The sequence below is a fragment of the Roseovarius sp. THAF27 genome (assembly GCF_009363655.1).
Lineage (GTDB): Bacteria > Pseudomonadota > Alphaproteobacteria > Rhodobacterales > Rhodobacteraceae > Roseovarius.
Genome location: NZ_CP045393.1, coordinates 686,614 through 703,273, shown reverse-complemented (window position 1 = coordinate 703,273; position 16,660 = coordinate 686,614). Strand labels below are relative to the sequence as shown.

The 16,660-nt window shown below is 61.7% G+C and carries 12 protein-coding genes; 9 read left to right on the top strand and 3 right to left on the bottom strand.

The genetic code is table 11. The features are described 5' to 3' along the window. Both FIU89_RS03610 and FIU89_RS03605 read left to right on the top strand, forming a co-directional pair. Positions 1–2,208, top strand: coding sequence for a PAS-domain containing protein (locus FIU89_RS03610; protein ID WP_152491326.1), 2,208 nt, complete (start codon positions 1–3; stop codon positions 2,206–2,208). A 210-nt stretch (positions 2,209–2,418) separates the two neighbouring features. Then, entirely contained in the window at positions 2,419–4,374 is a 1,956-nt protein-coding gene (locus FIU89_RS03605) for a TonB-dependent receptor (RefSeq protein WP_152491325.1), read from the top strand. A gap of 156 nt (positions 4,375–4,530) precedes the next feature. On the opposite strand, the gene FIU89_RS03600 is transcribed toward FIU89_RS03605, so the two are convergent. Next, positions 4,531–5,019, bottom strand: a complete 489-nt coding sequence (locus FIU89_RS03600; protein WP_152491324.1) for a phosphoribosyl-AMP cyclohydrolase — start codon at positions 5,017–5,019, stop codon at positions 4,531–4,533. Between the two features lie 110 nt (positions 5,020–5,129). After that, positions 5,130–6,269, bottom strand: coding sequence for a GTP-binding protein (locus tag FIU89_RS03595; protein ID WP_152491323.1), 1,140 nt, complete (start codon positions 6,267–6,269; stop codon positions 5,130–5,132). A gap of 75 nt (positions 6,270–6,344) precedes the next feature. On the opposite strand from FIU89_RS03595, the gene hisI reads away from it, so the two are divergent. From hisI to FIU89_RS03560, 7 genes are all read left to right on the top strand, one after another. Then, positions 6,345–6,818, top strand: a complete 474-nt coding sequence (hisI, locus tag FIU89_RS03590; protein WP_152491322.1) for a phosphoribosyl-AMP cyclohydrolase — start codon at positions 6,345–6,347, stop codon at positions 6,816–6,818. A gap of 224 nt (positions 6,819–7,042) precedes the next feature. Then, positions 7,043–7,234 (top strand): hypothetical protein, encoded by a 192-nt coding sequence (locus FIU89_RS22190; protein ID WP_172978017.1) that lies wholly within the window; start codon positions 7,043–7,045, stop codon positions 7,232–7,234. A 628-nt stretch (positions 7,235–7,862) separates the two neighbouring features. Further along, a complete protein-coding gene (locus FIU89_RS03580; protein ID WP_152491320.1) occupies positions 7,863–9,077 on the top strand; it encodes a GTP-binding protein in 1,215 nt (404 codons plus the stop codon). After that, on the top strand, positions 9,074–9,730 hold the full coding sequence (locus tag FIU89_RS03575) for a DUF1826 domain-containing protein (protein WP_152491319.1): 657 nt from the start codon (positions 9,074–9,076) through the stop codon (positions 9,728–9,730). Before FIU89_RS03580 ends, FIU89_RS03575 begins: the two co-directional genes overlap by 4 nt. A gap of 24 nt (positions 9,731–9,754) precedes the next feature. Continuing rightward, on the top strand, positions 9,755–10,918 hold the full coding sequence (locus FIU89_RS03570; RefSeq protein ID WP_152491318.1) for an S-(hydroxymethyl)glutathione dehydrogenase/class III alcohol dehydrogenase: 1,164 nt from the start codon (positions 9,755–9,757) through the stop codon (positions 10,916–10,918). 771 nt (positions 10,919–11,689) lie between these two features. Further along, on the top strand, positions 11,690–12,436 hold the full coding sequence (locus tag FIU89_RS03565) for a hypothetical protein (RefSeq protein ID WP_152455658.1): 747 nt from the start codon (positions 11,690–11,692) through the stop codon (positions 12,434–12,436). After that, entirely contained in the window at positions 12,436–12,975 is a 540-nt protein-coding gene (locus tag FIU89_RS03560; RefSeq protein WP_071972598.1) for a hypothetical protein, read from the top strand. The genes FIU89_RS03565 and FIU89_RS03560 overlap by 1 nt, the downstream gene beginning before the upstream one ends. A 68-nt stretch (positions 12,976–13,043) precedes the next feature. Here the strand turns inward: FIU89_RS03560 and FIU89_RS03555 are convergent, their stop codons facing one another. Continuing rightward, positions 13,044–16,397: a type ISP restriction/modification enzyme gene (locus FIU89_RS03555; protein ID WP_071972599.1), complete on the bottom strand. Its 3,354-nt coding sequence runs from the start codon at positions 16,395–16,397 to the stop codon at positions 13,044–13,046. Positions 16,398–16,660 lie beyond the last annotated feature (263 nt).

Genomic DNA, 16,660 nt, shown 5'->3' with positions numbered 1-16,660 from the left:
ATGTACGACAATCTCGTCGATCCGCGCGAACCGCTCGAAGTTCAGTTCGAACGCCTGCGCGCCATCAGCGCCGTGCTCATGCGCCGCGTCGAGAGCCACGCCGATCGGGACGGTGCGGCATATGCCCAGTTCGAACGTGCCGTGGTGCTCGAGGATCAGGTCCGCTCCCGCACTCAGGAACTGGAGCGTGCTCTTGATCTTCTGAATGAATCCAATGAACGGCTGTCCGCTGCGAACAACGAGGTCGAGGCCGCCCGCCGCGACCTCTCGGATGCCATCGAAGCGGTGCAGGAAGGCTTTGCACTCTTCAACGAAGAAGACGTGCTCTTGCTGTTCAATCGGCGCTTCTGCTGGCAGATGCCGGATGTGCGCGCAAGGCTGAAGCCCGGCCTCCGCTTTGACGAATATGTCGAAATCGTCAGCCAGAGCCGCGCTTTGCATTTGCCGCCCGATACAGACAGCGGAGATTGGGCGAACGGCCGGCTCGACCGGCACCGTCAGGACCACATGATCTTCAACCTCGGCCTCAAGGATGATCGCTGGCTGCAGATCTCGGAGCATCGCACCGCCAACTCGGGGACGGCGATCGTCCAGACCGATGTGACCGACCTGATGCGCACCGAGCGCGAACAGCGCGAGCGCCTTCTGGACAGTCAAAGCCGCATGATCCGGGCAACGCTGGACCATCTCGACCAGGGGGTGGCGATTTTCGACGCCAAGGCGCAACTCGCGGGATGGAACAGCCGCCTCAAGACCCTGACAGCCTTGTCGCCGCACGCCTTTGTCCTCGGAATGCCCTTCGCTCACATGGCCGAGCATCTCTCGCAGAACTTCCACATGGCCAACCGCGAAGAGGAACGGCGGCTGGCGCTATGGGTCCGTGGCTCGACACCCCGTTCGCCGATCTCGTTCGAACTCACCCAAACCGCGACCGGCCGAATCCTCGACACGTTTTCCCAACGGCTTCCCGACGACGGCTTCATCGTCTCGTTCACCGACGTGACCGCCGAACGGCGCAACGCCCGCGACCTGGCGCGCGTAAATGAAGAGCTCGAAGCCCGGGTCGCCGCCAGAACCGAAGAATTGCAAGCGGCCTTGCTGCAGGCAGAACGCTCGAACGCTGCAAAGTCGCGCTTCGTTGCGGCTGCCAGCCATGACCTCTTGCAACCGCTCTCCGCCTCCAAGCTCTACCTGTCCGCGGCCGAAGACGGCACGCACCCCGAGTCGATCCGAAAGGCCGCCGAGGCCCTCACCAGCGTCGAGGCAATCATCGAGGCCCTGCTCGACATCTCCCGCCTCGACACCGAGGAAGTCCGTTTCACCCCGGTCGAGGTGGCCCTTGACGAGATCCTGACGCCGCTGTCCCACGCCTTTGCCCCGGTTGCCGCCGCCAAGGGGCTGGACCTGCGCATCCGGCCAAGCCGCCTGCGTGTCATGAGCGATCCCTCCTACCTGCACCGCATCCTTCAAAACCTGATCTCCAACGCCATCCGGTACACGACCGAGGGCGGGGTGCTCGTCGGGGCGCGTCGCAGGGGTGACTCCGTCAGGATCGATATCTGGGACACCGGCATCGGCATCCGCGAAGAGGATCGCGGCGTGATCTTCGAGGAATTCAGAAGATTGAACCGCCGCGCGTCCGCCGCCGAGGGCATGGGGCTCGGTCTCGCGATCGTGGAAAGGGCGTGCGCGCGCCTGGGACACAGGATCAGCCTGCGCTCGCAACCGGACCGGGGCAGCGGGTTCATCGTGACGCTGCGCGGCGCGGCGCAGCAGACCCAGGCACACGCCGCCGCGCAGGGGCTTCCGGAACTTCCCGTGGCAAGCCTGCCGCCAAGCCTGCTGGTTCTGATCGTCGACGACGATGACGGAATACGCAACGCTCTGGTCGCGCTGCTCGAACGCTGGGGTGTCAGCGCCCTGGACGCCGCAAATCTGGCCCAGGCGAGCGCGCTTCTCGACGAAGTGGACATCATTCCTGACGCCATCATCATGGACTATCAGCTGGGGAACATGGAAAACGGGCTCGACACGGCGCGCGCCCTCCATGCGCGCTACGGCCCCTGCCCGACCTGCGTGATCTCCGCCAACCGCGCGCCCTGGTTGAGAAGCGAATGCGCGACCGAAGGCTGGACGTTCATTCCCAAGCCTGTTCCCGCCCGCGAACTTCTGGGCTTTCTGGCTGTGACCGGCAACCGATCCGACTGAAATGCGACAGATGCGGCGTGGCACGCCACGCCGAGATCTTTTCGTCTCGCGCTCCCAGGCGACATTGATGCAAAAATGCCAGACCGGCCCGTGCTTGGCACCGCAGGGACCTTGCGCTTTCTTCGCAGCGCCTTAAACGTCACGGCAGAACCGCCAGGGAAGCATGACCGCACGTACCCAGCTTCGACACGATTGAAATGGGACACAGTCATGAACCTCTCTCGCCTCAGCCTCCTGCTGATCACGACCGCTTTTCTGCCCGTGCCTGCCGCCTATGCGCAGGACGGCGACGACGCCACTTTCCTCGGGACGATCCGCATCGGCTCGCCGGAAGCGCAAGCGCTTCTGGGCAATGACGAGATCTCGGAAGAAGAGATCGAACAGCGCAATCCGCAATCCATCCGCGATGTGTTCGACGGGGAAACCTCTGTCACCACCAGCGGCGGGGCGGCGATTGCCAACAAGGTCTTCGTCAACGGCGTCGAGGAAAGCCTGCTGTCGGTCACCATCGACGGCGCGCGGCAGAACAAGTCGGCGTTTCACCACACCGGAAACGTACTGATCGACCCCGCGCTGCTGAAATCGGTCGAGGTCAGCAAGGGCCTGGCGCCGGCGGATGCGGGACCGAACGCGCTGGCCGGGTCGCTGGCCTACGAGACCAAGGACGCCGCCGACCTGCTGGAGGAGGGCGACAATTTCGGCGGCATGACGACGTTGACCTTCGGCACGAACGAGGACCAGGTGCGCGCCGGGCTGACGCTGTTCGGGCGCAGCGGCGGGTTTGAATACCTGCTGAGCGGCACGCGGTCGGACAGTGGCAGCTACGAGGATGGCAGCGGCGTGACCGTTCCCGGCTCGGAGGCGGATCTGACCAGCTACCTGGGCAAGTTCGCCTATACCTCGCCCACGGGGCACCGCCTGGAATTCGCGGCGTCCCAGACCGAGGACACAGGCCTACGGGCCGGACAGGCGGGGCCGGGCGGCATCATCTTCATCCGGCCCGACTTCGCAGGCGTCACCGGACGGCCCAGCGTGCTTGTGCCGGCCCTTTCGAAGCGCACGTCCTATACGCTGACCTATACCAAGGACAGTGCCTCGGACTGGTTCGATCCGTTCTTCCAACTGAGCTACAACGAACAGGAGGTCGACGCGTCGGGTGTCTTCGGCACAAACGAAAGCTTCAGCGGGACGTTCAAGAACCGCTTTGCCATTGCCGGTGGGGACCTGTCGGTGGGTGTCGATTTCTTCGACGAGTCCGCCTCGGGCTTTGGCCGTGGTCCGGGCCCGTTCGGCAGTTCCGGGCGCGAGGATCACTGGAACATCGGGATATTCGCGCAGGCGCGGCAGGATGTCGGCGAGCGCGTGTCGGTGTCATATGGCGCGCGTTACGACTGGCAGGAGTTCGAGGCCGCCAACGGCCAGACCTTCAAGGATGACGGGTTCAGCGCCAACGGGTCGGTCGATTACAAGATTACCGATGCGCTGACCCTGAACGCGGGCTATGCCCATAGCTGGGGCGGGTACGAGCTGGGCGAGGCGGCGCTGATCAATTTCGGCGCGCCGTGGACCTATGCCGGGTTCACCACGTCGCGGTCGGATGCGGGCCGGATCGGTCTTCGGTATGAGCAGGGACCGTGGCAGCTGAGCGGTGCCTATTTCGAGACCTACGTGAACGACATCAACGCCGTGCTGCCCTCGGGCGGCGACCGGGGTGAGATTGCCGACCTGTCCTCCAAGGGCTGGGAAGCATCGGTCGGGTACACGTGGGCCAACGGCTTCATCCGGGCGAACTATACCGATGCCGATGTCGACCTGAACAGCACGACAATCGGCTCGACCGCCTATTACCTTGGCCGCCCGGTCGGCAAGGCGATCGCACTGGAAGGCGCTGTCGATATCACCAACGAGTGGACCCTCGGCGGCACGGCGGAAATTGCATTCAAGAACCGCGACACGCCGGTGCCGCTGTCGGGCTACGAGGTCGCCAACCTCTACGCGACCTACACGCCAAGCAGCTTCGACCGTTTGCAGATGCGGCTGGACGTTCGCAACATCTTTGACACGACCTACACCAGCCGCTCGTCGGACGGGGTCGGGCTGGGTAACGTGATCGCGTTGACGGAACCGGGCCGCTCGGTCAGCCTGACGGCAAATCTCAAGTTCTGATGCGCCCTGCAAGGACCTGACGTTCCGTGTTGCGGAACAGACGGTTACGCGAGGCAGAGACCCCGATCCAATACGAACGATAGCCACCGCCGCGCGCGGTGGCTATTGGCCTGGCCGGTTTGACGACGTGCCGAAAACGCGTAGTGGCGTGCCGCTTCACGACCCTTGGGTCTGGACTTCGAACGGCAAGGACGAGTGGTGCAGCACGATGCGCAGACCGCCCTCTGGATCCTTACGGTATCCAAAGCTCTTGTCGGTCTTCACGACATCGCCATCCTTGTCCGTGAAGAAGAACCATCCCATCCACATGGCGCAGGCCCCGTCAATGACGCTTGCGGCGGTTTCCGAGCGGGTCTGCCGCCATCCCCGAAGGGCAAACCCGGCGTCGAGGGGATACTCGGGGTCATTTCCGACGAAATAGGACAGTGCGCCTTTTCTGGTCGTGCGAAAGGTCTTCTCGCCACCGCTCAGCGTCGGCTTGAACAGGACGGGCCCGAAGTCGAACGCATAAGCCGAGTCTATGATCTGCTCGGCGATCCGCTTCGCCCGGTCGAACCCGCCGGCCTCGTAGGCTGTCGCGATTGCAACAAGCCCGTCGCCCCAGGAGCCGCGTGCCTTGGCAAGGTCGTCTTCGGTTATAGTCAATATACTCTCCCGATGGGAGCAAGGCGCTCGACGCCAGACGCATGGCCCGTCTCACGCGGAGTGCACGGCCCTCCTTCAAGGGTAGACGAATTTTGCAGCCGCATCATCTTTCAGAATGACATCCCTGTCGTATGCACCATCATGCCATCCGCATCCGACCCATCCTCCTTCGGGCGCGTACGCAGGATTTCGAGGCTTTTTTGCAGGCCCTTTGCATCCGTGTCCCGCGCGATGACCACGACCCGGCTGGTCGTGTCGGTCCCGGACCAGGATCGGACATGTACCGGCGTGTCAAAGATGTGCTGCACGCCGTGGAACACGAAGGGCAGCTCCAGGCCTTCCACATGCAGGATCCCCTTGATCCGCAGGATATCCGGCCCCTTTATCGCGATCAGGGTGTCGAGCCAGAAATCAAAGATGCCGGCCGGGATTGGGTCTTCGACTTCAATCGCCGCTGATGAGATCCGATGATCATGATGCGCGTGATGTCCGGCCTGTCCAAACGGGAGTGAGGCCGGCTTGCTGCTTTGCCGGGCAAAGCCCGAAAGCCCCGCAAGCGGGTCCGGCTTTGACGGCTCGGTGCCGAGCCAATCCGAGATATCGCCCGATGTCACGCTCGGACGCAGGGCCGACAGGCCGAACAGCGCGCCCGGCGGGACCCGTCCATGCTCGGCGTGTATGCGGCGGGCCGTGGCGTTGAGGCCCTCGATACGAGCTTCGAACCGCTCAACCTCGTCCGGCGTGACAAGATCGGTCTTGGTCACGACAACCAGGTCGGCCGTCGCGATCTGGTGCACCGCCTCGAACTGGGCATCGAGCGTGCGAGGCCCTACGGCAGCATCGGCAAGAGTCACCACTCCATCCATTCGGAAGGACGGAGCGATCTGCTGGTCTACGACCAGGGTATGAAGGATAGGCCCCGGATCGGCGATGCCTGTCGTTTCGATGACCACTCGGTCGAACGCGAGGTCGCCCCCTTTCCTTCTGTCCAAGAGCGCCCGCATGGTCTCGACAAGGTCGCTGCGGATAGAGCAACAAATGCAGCCCGATTGCATCAGGACAGTTTCTTCGGTCGCTTCTTCGATCAGATCGTGGTCCAGCCCGACATCGCCGAACTCGTTCATGACCACAGCGATCCTACCGGCGTCGGGGTCACGGATGAGGTTATTCAGCAGAGTTGTCTTTCCTGATCCAAGGAAGCCCGTGAGCAAGGTCACGGGTATCCGGTCGTCAGAGGTTTCGGTCGCCATGCGTGCCTCTTTACAATTCTGGCCTGCCGCGCAACGAACGGTACGTTATAACCTGACATATCGCAAGGAGCGGAGATGAACAAAGTGAAGTTCGGGTCACGTGAAACCGTCGAGCAGATCGAAGAGGGATATGAATTGGCGCCGAAATTCGGATCGGATGGCCTGATGCCCTGCATCACGTCCGATGCAAGGTCCGGAGAGGTGCTCATGCTCGGGTGGATGAACGCCGAGGCGCTGCGCCGGACGCTCGAGTCGGGCGAAGCCCACTATTTCAGCCGCGCCCGGCAGGTTCTCTGGCACAAGGGCGCGACGTCCGGTCTTGTGCAGAACGTCGTCGAAGCACGGATCGACGATGATCAGGACGCGATCTGGTTGCGGGTCGAAGTCTCGGGGTCGGGCGCATCTTGCCACGTTGGATACCGATCCTGTTTTTATCGAGCGGTGCCAGTAGGTCAGGAAGCCGGTCAGTCCCTGAAATATCTGGAAGACGCAAAGACGTTCGATCCTGACGAGGTGTACGGCGATGCTCCAAATCCGACCCAGCTCTGACCTGCATTTGATGCGGCGCGCCTTGCACCTGGCTGAACAGATGCGGGGTCATGTCTGGCCCAACCCGCCCGTGGGATGCGTGATCGCCAAAGACGGCCACTCTGTCGGAGAGGCCGCGACCGGAAGGAATTGATGAGTCGTGGGAGGCAAGGTGGGCAAAGGTGATCAGCAGATCCTTTCGTGACGCGTCGCGAACCTTCTGGCACGTTCAGCGTGTCAAAAGCATGATCCGGTGGCACCTGGGGGCCGGGATGCAATGCCTCGTTTCCGTGCGCGAGGCTTACTGCACAGACCCCGGATGCGAGGGCTTCACCACCGAAATCCGAATCGTTCACCTCGGTTTGCGAGAGATACACACGACGGTCCACAAACCGATCGCAGACGTCACCGAGGGCGACATCGCCGCAATCCTGTAAGCCTTGGCTCACAACGCAGGATCAGCGTCGACTTTCCCGAGCCGTTCGGGCCGACGAATGTCACGATCTCACCGGGCTCGACGAGGGGACCGAGGCACGGACCACGGTGATCGACCCCCTCGGCCTCGAGTTTGACACCGGGCCGGGCTTTCATCCGGCGCTCATTCGTTCTCTTGGCGAGAGCATCGCCAACTGCAGATCGTCCTCCTGACACGCGCGTGAAGTACCATCGGCGGCGGGGGGCCGCTGCGAGGCCTCTTGCCCTGAAAGGTTGCCCCGCAAAACTTCCCGGGCACCAAGCGATGGTCCGCCCTGATCTGTCAGAGGCGTGTAGGCGACGGCACGGTGCATAGTGGACATCGTAGGTCCGACGCGGCTTAGGAAAGTCTCTGAGACGGTCGGTCATCTCGCCGATGGCGTGATCGGCGTCAAAGCGGCACCGGAGCATCCCGTCGCGCTCCCGAACAGGGCGCTGATGACAACCGCATTGGTGGCGCGCGGCGCGGGACGGAGCCGCATCAGCGCCGCCTCATGTGCATGATTTCTTCCGATTGCGCCAATTGGAGGGGTTGGCGACCGCCAAGTGGCAGGTTAAACGTTATGATATAACATTAAGCAAAGGCATCGCATGACACAGACAGACTCCCGCCTCCCCGTCACCGTGCTTTCCGGCTTTCTCGGCGCCGGGAAGACGACGCTCCTGAACCGCGTCCTCAACAACCGCGAGGGCCGACGTGTTGCCGTGATCGTCAACGACATGTCCGAGGTGAACATCGACGCCGACCTCGTGCGCGAAGGCGGCGCCAACCTCAGCCACACCGACGAAACGCTCGTGGAGATGAGCAATGGCTGCATCTGCTGCACCCTCCGCGACGACCTGCTGGACGAGGTCCGCAGGCTCGCCGGCGAGGGACGCTTCGACTATCTGCTGATCGAATCGACCGGCATTTCCGAACCGCTGCCGGTGGCCGCGACCTTCGATTTCCGCGACGAGGACGGCGACAGCCTGTCGGATGTCTCGCGCCTCGATACCATGGTCACGGTGGTCGACGCTGTGAACCTGCTCAAGGACTACTCCAGCCACGATTTCCTCAGCGACCGGGGCGAGACCATGGGCGAGGAGGACGAGCGCACGCTGGTTCACCTGTTGACAGACCAGATCGAGTTTGCCGATGTCGTGGTGCTCAACAAGGTCTCCGACGCGGGGCCCGAGCGCACCGATGCGGCGCGCAAGATCATCCGCAGCCTGAACGCCGACGCCCGGATCATCGAGACCGATCATTCCGACGTCGCCGCGGACGCCATCCTCGACACCGGGCTATTCGATTTCGAGAAAGCGCACGAGCACCCGATGTGGGCCAAGGAACTCTACGGCTTTGCCGATCATGTGCCCGAAACCGAGGAATACGGCGTCGCGTCCTTCGTCTATCGCGCGCGGCAGCCGTTCCACCCCGAAAAAGTCCTTGAAATCCTCAATGGCAACCTGCCCGGCGTGATCCGGGCCAAGGGGCATTTCTGGATCGCCACCCGGCCCGACTGGGTGGCGGAATATTCGCTGGCCGGGGCGCTGTCATCGGTCACCCCGCTGGGCCAATGGTGGGCCACGGTGCCCAAGGAGCGACACCCCGACCACGCCGCCGCGCAGGAGTACTTGAGGGCGCACTGGCAAGAGCCGTGGGGCGACCGCCGGCAGGAGATCGTGTTCATCGGGGCCGGTATCGACTGGCCGGCGCTGAAGGCGCGGCTGGACGCGGCGCTGGTGCCCGAAAGCGTGGCACCGGGACCGGACCACCTGCCCGACCTGCCCGACCCGTTCCCCGCCTGGCGGAGGGCCGCGGCATGACGGTCCACAAGGTTATCGAACCCGCCGGCAACCACGGCGTGGTCACCACCACGTCGCTTCAGGGTGTGCGGGAGGTCCGGGACGCTGGCGTCGGCGGTGTCATTTGGGACCGCAAGCCGCTCGACTCGTTCCAGACCTGGATCGACGGGCTCAAACCCGCCCGGCTTCCGTGGGCACGGGTCATTCTGCGCCCCGCCGCGGTTCACAATGCGGTCACCGCGGCCTGCGACAACGCGCGCCTGCCGGACGGCCCGGAGCGGCGCCGCCTGATCGACGACATTTCGGCGCTCTCCGACATGTTCTCGGATGTCATGGACGCCCGCTGGCTGCGCCTGCGCCTCGATGTGGTCGACGGCAATGCCTGCCGCCGCTTTCACGTCGACCGGATCACCGCGCGGCTCATCTGCACGTATCGCGGCACCGGCACGCAGTACGGCGTGACCGCAGATGGAAACGCAGACCCGCAGACGATCCACACCGTCCCGACCGGCTCGCCCTTCGTCATGCGTGGCACGCTCTGGCCCGTGACACCCGATTCAGGCTTGCTGCATCGCTCGCCCCCGATCGAAGGCACGGGGGAAACGCGCCTCGTTCTCGTCCTCGACCCGATCGACGACCCAGCGGACGAACCTGAGAGCAACATCCTTCACTGAAATACCATTCCGGGAGACAAAAACATGAAGACACGTGCCGCCATCGCATGGGAACCGAACCGCCCGCTTGAAATCGAGGAGATCGACCTCGAAGGCCCGAAGGAGGGTGAGGTTCTGGTCCGGATCGTAACGACAAGCCTTTGCCATACCGACGTCTTCACGCTGTCGGGCGAAGACCCGGAGGGCCTTTTTCCTTGCGTCCTCGGCCATGAAGGCTGTGGCGTCGTCGAGGAGGTCGGCAAAGGCGTGACCTCTGTCAAACCGGGTGACCACGTGATCCCGCTCTATGTGCCCGAGGACCCGAATTGCCCCTACATCAAGTCCGGCAAGACCAACCTGTGCCAGACCATCCGCAAGACCCAAGGCGCAGGCGTGATGCCGGATGGTACCTCGCGCTTTTCCTACAAGGGCAAGCAGATCCTGCATTACATGGGCACCAGCACGTTCAGCGAATACACCGTACTGCCCGAAATCTCGGTGGCGAAGATCTCGAAAGAGGCGCCACTGTCTAAGGCGTCGGTGATGGGCTGCGCGGTTCCCACGGGCATGGGCGCGGTACGCAACACCGCCAAGGTCGAGGCCGGCGCGACGGTTGCTGTCTTCGGGCTTGGCGCGGTCGGCATGGCCGTGATCCAGGGGGCCGTCATGTCGGGCGCCTCGAAGATCATAGGCATCGACATCAACCCGTCGAAGTTCCTGCTGGCAAAGGCGCTCGGCGCGACCGAGTGCATCAACCCGAAGGATTACGACGCTCCGATCCAGGAGGTTCTGGTCGAGATGACCGATGGCGGGCTCGACTACACGTTCGAGGCGGTCGGCCATGTCGGCCTGATGCGCGCCGCGCTCGAGTCGTGCCACAAGGGCTGGGGCGAATGCACCGTGATCGGCGTGGCCGGAGCGGGGCATGAGATTTCGACCCGTCCGTTCCAGCTGGTCACGGGCCGGGTCTGGCGCGGCACGGCGTTCGGCGGCGTCAAGGGCCGCAGCGAATTGCCGGGCATGGTGGACGAATGGCTGCGCGGCGATTTCAGCGTCGATCCCTACATCACGCATCACATGACCCACAACCAGATAAATACGGCGTTCGACCTTCTGAAAGCCGGTGAATCGATCCGGTCGGTCATCCATTTCGACCCCGACGCGACAATGACGGTCAACTCTCTGCCCGGCGTGCTCGTCCCCGAATGACACGCTCGGTGGGACGTCGTTGGTTCATTCGCTGTCCGCCGTGAGAAATCATGACCGTCACCGGCCACACGACGCTCGCCGAGCTAACCCCCTACACAAAGGAGGTAAATCGCCCTGAAATGGCTGACGAAGCCATGACGCGTCTGAAGTGGAACGCCCGGCGAACAAAACATTGGCGAACCTACGCAACAGGTTCGCCAATAACACCGCCAAACCCCTGGTGAAAAAGGATATTATTATGTGTGATGGCGGAGACGAAGGGTGCGATACATTTCATTTATCAATATGATAACACTACATAAATATTTATAACAAATAACACATACCACATTTTGCACCACACCCGGAAGCGCGAAAGCCCATCAGGTAGAGCTGTGTCCACTTCGCGCTTCTTCAGCTGACACACGATCTCGTAGCGCTCGCAAAATAACTTCCTCGATCTCTCCAACGCGCAGGCCATGGTCGTATGCGAGCGCGTCAACCAGATTGGCGATCTCCGGGTCCTTGGGACCGTATATGGGCCAGTCGTGTAGCTCATGGCTGTCAGGGTGCAATCGCCGTTCCATCAACTTTCCTCCAAATCACGCTTAGGCTAAACGGGGGAGCGCCGTCCTAGCGAAGCACTCCTATGCACATGGGGCCCGCTAAGATTCTGAATTTCAACAACCTTTCCTAAATCCATGTCTTCATTGGATTTTATTGTCATTCGCCAACTCTAGATGCTACGATGAAGACTGCGGTCCAACCCCAGCGGCCGCGATGAGTGAGACCATGAGCAAGAACTACACGCTGTATATCAAAGCCTACACGCCCGAGACCATTCCGATGGCTCGGTTGGCTCAGTACATGCAAAACCTTGCCGCTATGCTAGGTCATGATACTGCCGTTCACTTCGATACGCTGAAGCCCGGCAGCACGCAACTTGTAACGAAAATCGACCATGAGGACGTGCCGAAGGTTGCGGCTCATATCGCCCAGGTTAAGAGGGGTGATGGGAGCCCGGAGGCAACAAGAGCAAAGACAGAGATCGACCGCTTACTTGCAGAAGACAACGCCACTGGCTTCGTCTATGAAGATGATGACGACAGCGCCGAAATCATTGCCTTTCCAGGCGTGAACCGCCCCAAACCCACAACGTATGGGCCGTTCAATCAGGAAGGCACGCTCGATGGAATACTGATCAGCGTCAGCGGCGCGGATCAGACCGTACACCTTCAGCTACAGAACGGTGAGATTAAGTATACCGGCATCGACACCAATCGCGATACTGCTCGCCGTCTTGCCAAGCATATGTACGAGCCTGTGCGTATTTTCGGCACAGGCCGATGGCTTCGTGATCAAGATGGCAATTGGATTCTGAAAAAGTTTCGTGTGGATAATTTCACCGTGCTCGCCCCCGACGATCTTAAAGACGCTATCGACCAGATGCGTGAGATCAAAGGCAGTGAATGGGCCAATATGGACGATCCGATTGGTGCGCTGAAAGCTCTGCGCGAGAAGGGCAACGGTCTGCACTAATGGTTGTTTTCGATAGTTCGATCTTGCTGCTTGTCCTCGACCCCAACGCCAAAGCACCAGTTGATCCTGCTACCGGCATTTCCGTAGAGAAGGCGGCCGAGCGGATCGAGTATCTGATCGCAAACCTCTCAGTCGACAAGGAGAAGATCGTTATCCCGACCCCTGTCCTGAGTGAGGTGCTGGTCCATGCCGGAGGTGCCATGCAGGCATACCTCGACACCCTCAACGGACAAGCAGCCTTCAGGATCGCACCGTTCGACCAGAAGGCAGCAATCGAAGCGGCCATTGCCATGAGTGATGCGATCAAGCGCGGTGGCCATCGTATCGACGCGGCAAATCCCGACGCGACCAAAACCAAGATTAAGTTTGACCGTCAGATCGTTGCGATTGCGAAGGCAGAAGGCGCGCACGCAATCTATTCGGACGACGCTGATGTGCACAGCTACGCAAAGCACGCTGGGTTGGACGCATACCGGACGGCCGAACTCGACCTTCCCCCCGAAGACCCGCAGCAGTCCTTGGATTTCGACGAAACCTGAACAGGTCGAATATCCAGGGCAGTGCGTGAAAACTTGAGAACTTCGCACGTCCAGCAGACGCATGACAATCAAAACGCGAATTCGTCCTGTCGGTCATCTCCTGCGCGGGTCGTGGCGGAGCTGTCGTCGTCAAAAACGCCCTCGGCACGTAGCAACTCGGCGTCAATAAGCGGGCCAGAACAGATACGCTCCAAGAGGTCGGCCTGGTCGAGCTCCAAGGCGGTCAACAGCGTCAAAACGTGAAGCAGGTTGATGAGATCTTCGGTATAGGACGCGGGCCAGCGGTCGGGCTGGATCTGTTCTAGCGGCGACGGCGGGCGGCGGTCGCCGATAATCGGACGGCTGCGGTCAAGGCGGCGGTAACTGAACCATTGGTCAATGATGTTCTTACCTGAGACCTCGTAGGCCCGGACCTCTGGTGATACATTGTCAATGAAACCTTCGCCGACATAGAGGCGTTGCGCGGCCTCGTCATAGCTCAATTCATTGGGGAACTTGTCGGGCTCCGCCGGGATGGCACCGCCCCGTGGGATGGTGGGCCCTCCTGTAGCCCTTGGTGGGCCTGCAGGACGGTTACTCGCGGGGTCAGTGAAGCGTTCGCCGTAGGTGTGGAGCCAGACCACACGCTTGCCGATTTCCACACCCTCTTGGAACAGATCGTAGCGGGCGGTCAGCGGTATGCGTAGACCGGGCTGGACAAGGTCGGATTGAAAGCGTGCGGTATAGGCTGGGTTGGCTGCCACAGCCGCGATGTAGGCCAACAGATCGGGGGCCGCTACCGGGTTGCTCAGGCTGCGCGTGAGCGCGGCAAGAAACGCGGGCCGAATGTTGGATTGGCTGGCGGCTCGATCGGCCCAGAGTGGGAACACACGGCCTCCGCGACCGTGGTAGTGGTCTTGGTCAGGTATAGCACCGCTGAAAGACAAGCCCGGCCCTCCGTTCGGAGATGTCTGCGACAAGCCAGTCAAATAGACCTGCGATATTGAGAACTGGGACCATAACTCTGGACGCGCTGACAGCAGTAGTCGATTGTCGGGAATAATCCACTGCCGGTCCAGCGTTCGGAACGAGTAGCGCACAGGGGTCACGGCCTCGTCCGTATCGGAGGCTACGGTATAGTTGCGGAACTCGTGACCCGGCAAACCATCGCGCACCACCTTGTTGGTGTGGCGATCTGCCAACTCACCTCCTCTGAGGGTTGGATGGAACAAGACTTCTTTGCGCTCAGGATTGGCCTCATCCCGCATACGCCGCCAGCGCTCTCGTAAGCTCTCGGCGTCGGGTGCGATGACCCAGGTGCGTCCCGGCAGGACTCCAGAACTGTCAGTCAAGAAGATATCGTCTATCGGCGCGGCGGTTCCCCAAACTCCCTGTGCGGCTGGCAGGAAAGGCGCTCGCGATTGGTTCGGGCAAACTTCCCAATCCGGATCATCGATTCCGATGGCAGCAAGTGCCTCAAACTTGACCTCTCGACGTTCTGCAGGCAATCGGCGAAAACGCACTGTGGCATGTTCGGGCGTTCCTTCGTCGCTATTCCGGGCAGCGATGACGATACAGACGGGTCGCTGAACGCCCTGAAAGATCCGGCTATTGACTGGGGGTTGAAGCCCCTCGGGCGTGGCGTCGATGACCCAGATTTCATCGGCGTCCCGGCGCAGGTCCGCCCGCATCTTCTGGAAGCCTGGCCCATTCAGGAACCCGGCCACGGTGATGAAGCACACAACTCCTTTACGGTCGGGCCTTGGGGCCTCGCCTTCGGCGGGCGGGTCGCCAAAGACTTTCCAAGTCGCCCATCGCCAGAAATAGACATAGAGATTTTTGAGGTGTTTGAGGTGCGCCCCGGCGCCCCATTCCGGTGGGGTTTTCCATTGGTCCAGCGGCGCGGCTTCCCCGTCCCGTCCTTTCTCTATCCAAGCCCCCCGGCCCTTGGCCTTTTCCTTGTAGGGCGGGTTGCCGATTACCACTGTTATAGGTTCCTCGCCCTTGATGCGGTTCGCCTCCTCGTAACTGGCCGTGAGAGGCGCAAAGAGGGACGGCAGACGGGCGCGGGATTCTTCGGGGTCGCTGAGCGTATCGGTGACGAACAGGCGGGGGTGAATAGACCCGGAGCCGGTCAGTTCCAACAGCTCACTCAGGAGGCGGAGTTGAGCCACCACGAAGGGGCCAAACTGTAACTCGAACCCGATGAGACGGCGGGCGATTGCTTCCATCACGCCGGGGACCGCTCCCGCCCCAAGGTCGGCCTCCACTTGCTCGGCGATATGGCGCAGGATGCCCAAGAGAAAGGTGCCAGTGCCAACGGCGGGGTCCACGACTGTCACTTCGTCGGCCCGATAGCCGCCGGTCAGGGCAAAGCGGGCGGGGTGGCGCAAGATATCGTCGGTCAGGCGCACCATCGCCCGCACCACTTCGGGCGGGGTGTAATAGGAGCCTGTCTGCTTGCGGAGTTTGTTGTCGTAGGTTTCGAGGAAGAACTCGTAGAAATAGAGCCATGCATCATCATCGCCCCGTGACACGGTGGGCCAGTCCACAGCGTCCAGAACGCGGGTGAGCGATTTGAGAGAGGTCGCCAGCGTGTCGGGATTGGAGGTCAGGAATCCAAGCGCGGTCCCGATGAGAGAATCCGTCGTTCGAAGGTCGCGCGCCGCATGGTCGATACCATCGGCCAGCGAGACGCCACGAGCACGAGCCATCAAGAGACCGAAAACGACCGCTTGAGCGTAACCGTCCGCGAACTGCTTGTCGTCAGCCTCCGGGAACAGGATTTGTCGCCAATCGGACCGCAGCGCGGCGACCTCGGAGTCGTCGGCTTCCAGTTTTTCGATGGTCTCATCCCTGAGCAGGCGGCACAGGCGGGCGGATATACGGGCCAGCTCGCGGGCGTTGCGTGGGCTGGTAGGTGTCCACGTGAGAAAGTTGTTGAAGATGGACACAAGGTCCGCAGACCCCGTCAGACCACCTCCAGCAGTCCGAATGTCCCCGCTGAGGCGTACTATGCCGGACCCACTCGACGCCTCCTGAAGTTCGCCGTCGTGCCAGACGGAGAACTCATTGCCGTCGGTGTAGATTAGGTTGGGGAGGGCTTTCAGCTTCTCCCACTGCTTCTTGTCGTGCGCGTCTGTGAACCTTCGAGGGTCCGCGCCCTTGCCGGGAGCTTTAATCTCCACGAAGCCTATGAGGTCCGACGCTGCCCCCCGCCGCCGCATAATGGCGAAGTCTGGACGGATGGCCAATTCCGGCATCGGCGTCTCGGGCACGAGGAAGATATCGGAGACAGCAAGGCCGCAGATCTGGGCGAGCCCAGGAAAGAGGGTTTCAAGCGGGCCTCTTAGCTGTTCCTCGGGGCGACCAGAAACTACAGACGAGAGGCGGCGTTGCGCTTCGATCCCGAAGCGGGAGATCAGGTCATCGAAATCGGGCACTGCTCAGCACTTTCCTTTTTAAAACGGAAACTAACTCTTGCCGCAGCAAAAAAGCAATAATTCGTTACCTTCCAGTCTTCTTCTATCTGTTGTCACCTGCTGGAACTACGGTCGACATGGCCCACTCAACGGCCGCTGCTCGGACACGAAAGGGTTGGGTGCGGGTTGCCAACGACAACCGCAAAGTGCTCGATCTCCGCCTTGCCGTTGGGAGTAGCCAACAGTCGAACGAATAGGCTATCGCCTAGAATCCTTCCCACGCT

What these genes read in the sequence shown, in the direction of transcription:
- FIU89_RS03610 (WP_152491326.1), top strand. Translation starts at nt 1, where the DNA reads ATGTACGACAATCTCGTCGATCCGCGCGAACCGCTCGAAGTTCAGTTC.
- FIU89_RS03605 (WP_152491325.1), top strand. Translation starts at nt 2,419, where the DNA reads ATGAACCTCTCTCGCCTCAGCCTCCTGCTGATCACGACCGCTTTTCTG.
- FIU89_RS03595 (WP_152491323.1), bottom strand. Translation starts at nt 6,269, where the DNA reads ATGGCGACCGAAACCTCTGACGACCGGATACCCGTGACCTTGCTCACG.
- hisI (WP_152491322.1), top strand. Translation starts at nt 6,345, where the DNA reads ATGAACAAAGTGAAGTTCGGGTCACGTGAAACCGTCGAGCAGATCGAA.
- FIU89_RS22190 (WP_172978017.1), top strand. Translation starts at nt 7,043, where the DNA reads ATGATCCGGTGGCACCTGGGGGCCGGGATGCAATGCCTCGTTTCCGTG.
- FIU89_RS03580 (WP_152491320.1), top strand. Translation starts at nt 7,863, where the DNA reads ATGACACAGACAGACTCCCGCCTCCCCGTCACCGTGCTTTCCGGCTTT.
- FIU89_RS03575 (WP_152491319.1), top strand. Translation starts at nt 9,074, where the DNA reads ATGACGGTCCACAAGGTTATCGAACCCGCCGGCAACCACGGCGTGGTC.
- FIU89_RS03570 (WP_152491318.1), top strand. Translation starts at nt 9,755, where the DNA reads ATGAAGACACGTGCCGCCATCGCATGGGAACCGAACCGCCCGCTTGAA.
- FIU89_RS03565 (WP_152455658.1), top strand. Translation starts at nt 11,690, where the DNA reads ATGAGCAAGAACTACACGCTGTATATCAAAGCCTACACGCCCGAGACC.
- FIU89_RS03560 (WP_071972598.1), top strand. Translation starts at nt 12,436, where the DNA reads ATGGTTGTTTTCGATAGTTCGATCTTGCTGCTTGTCCTCGACCCCAAC.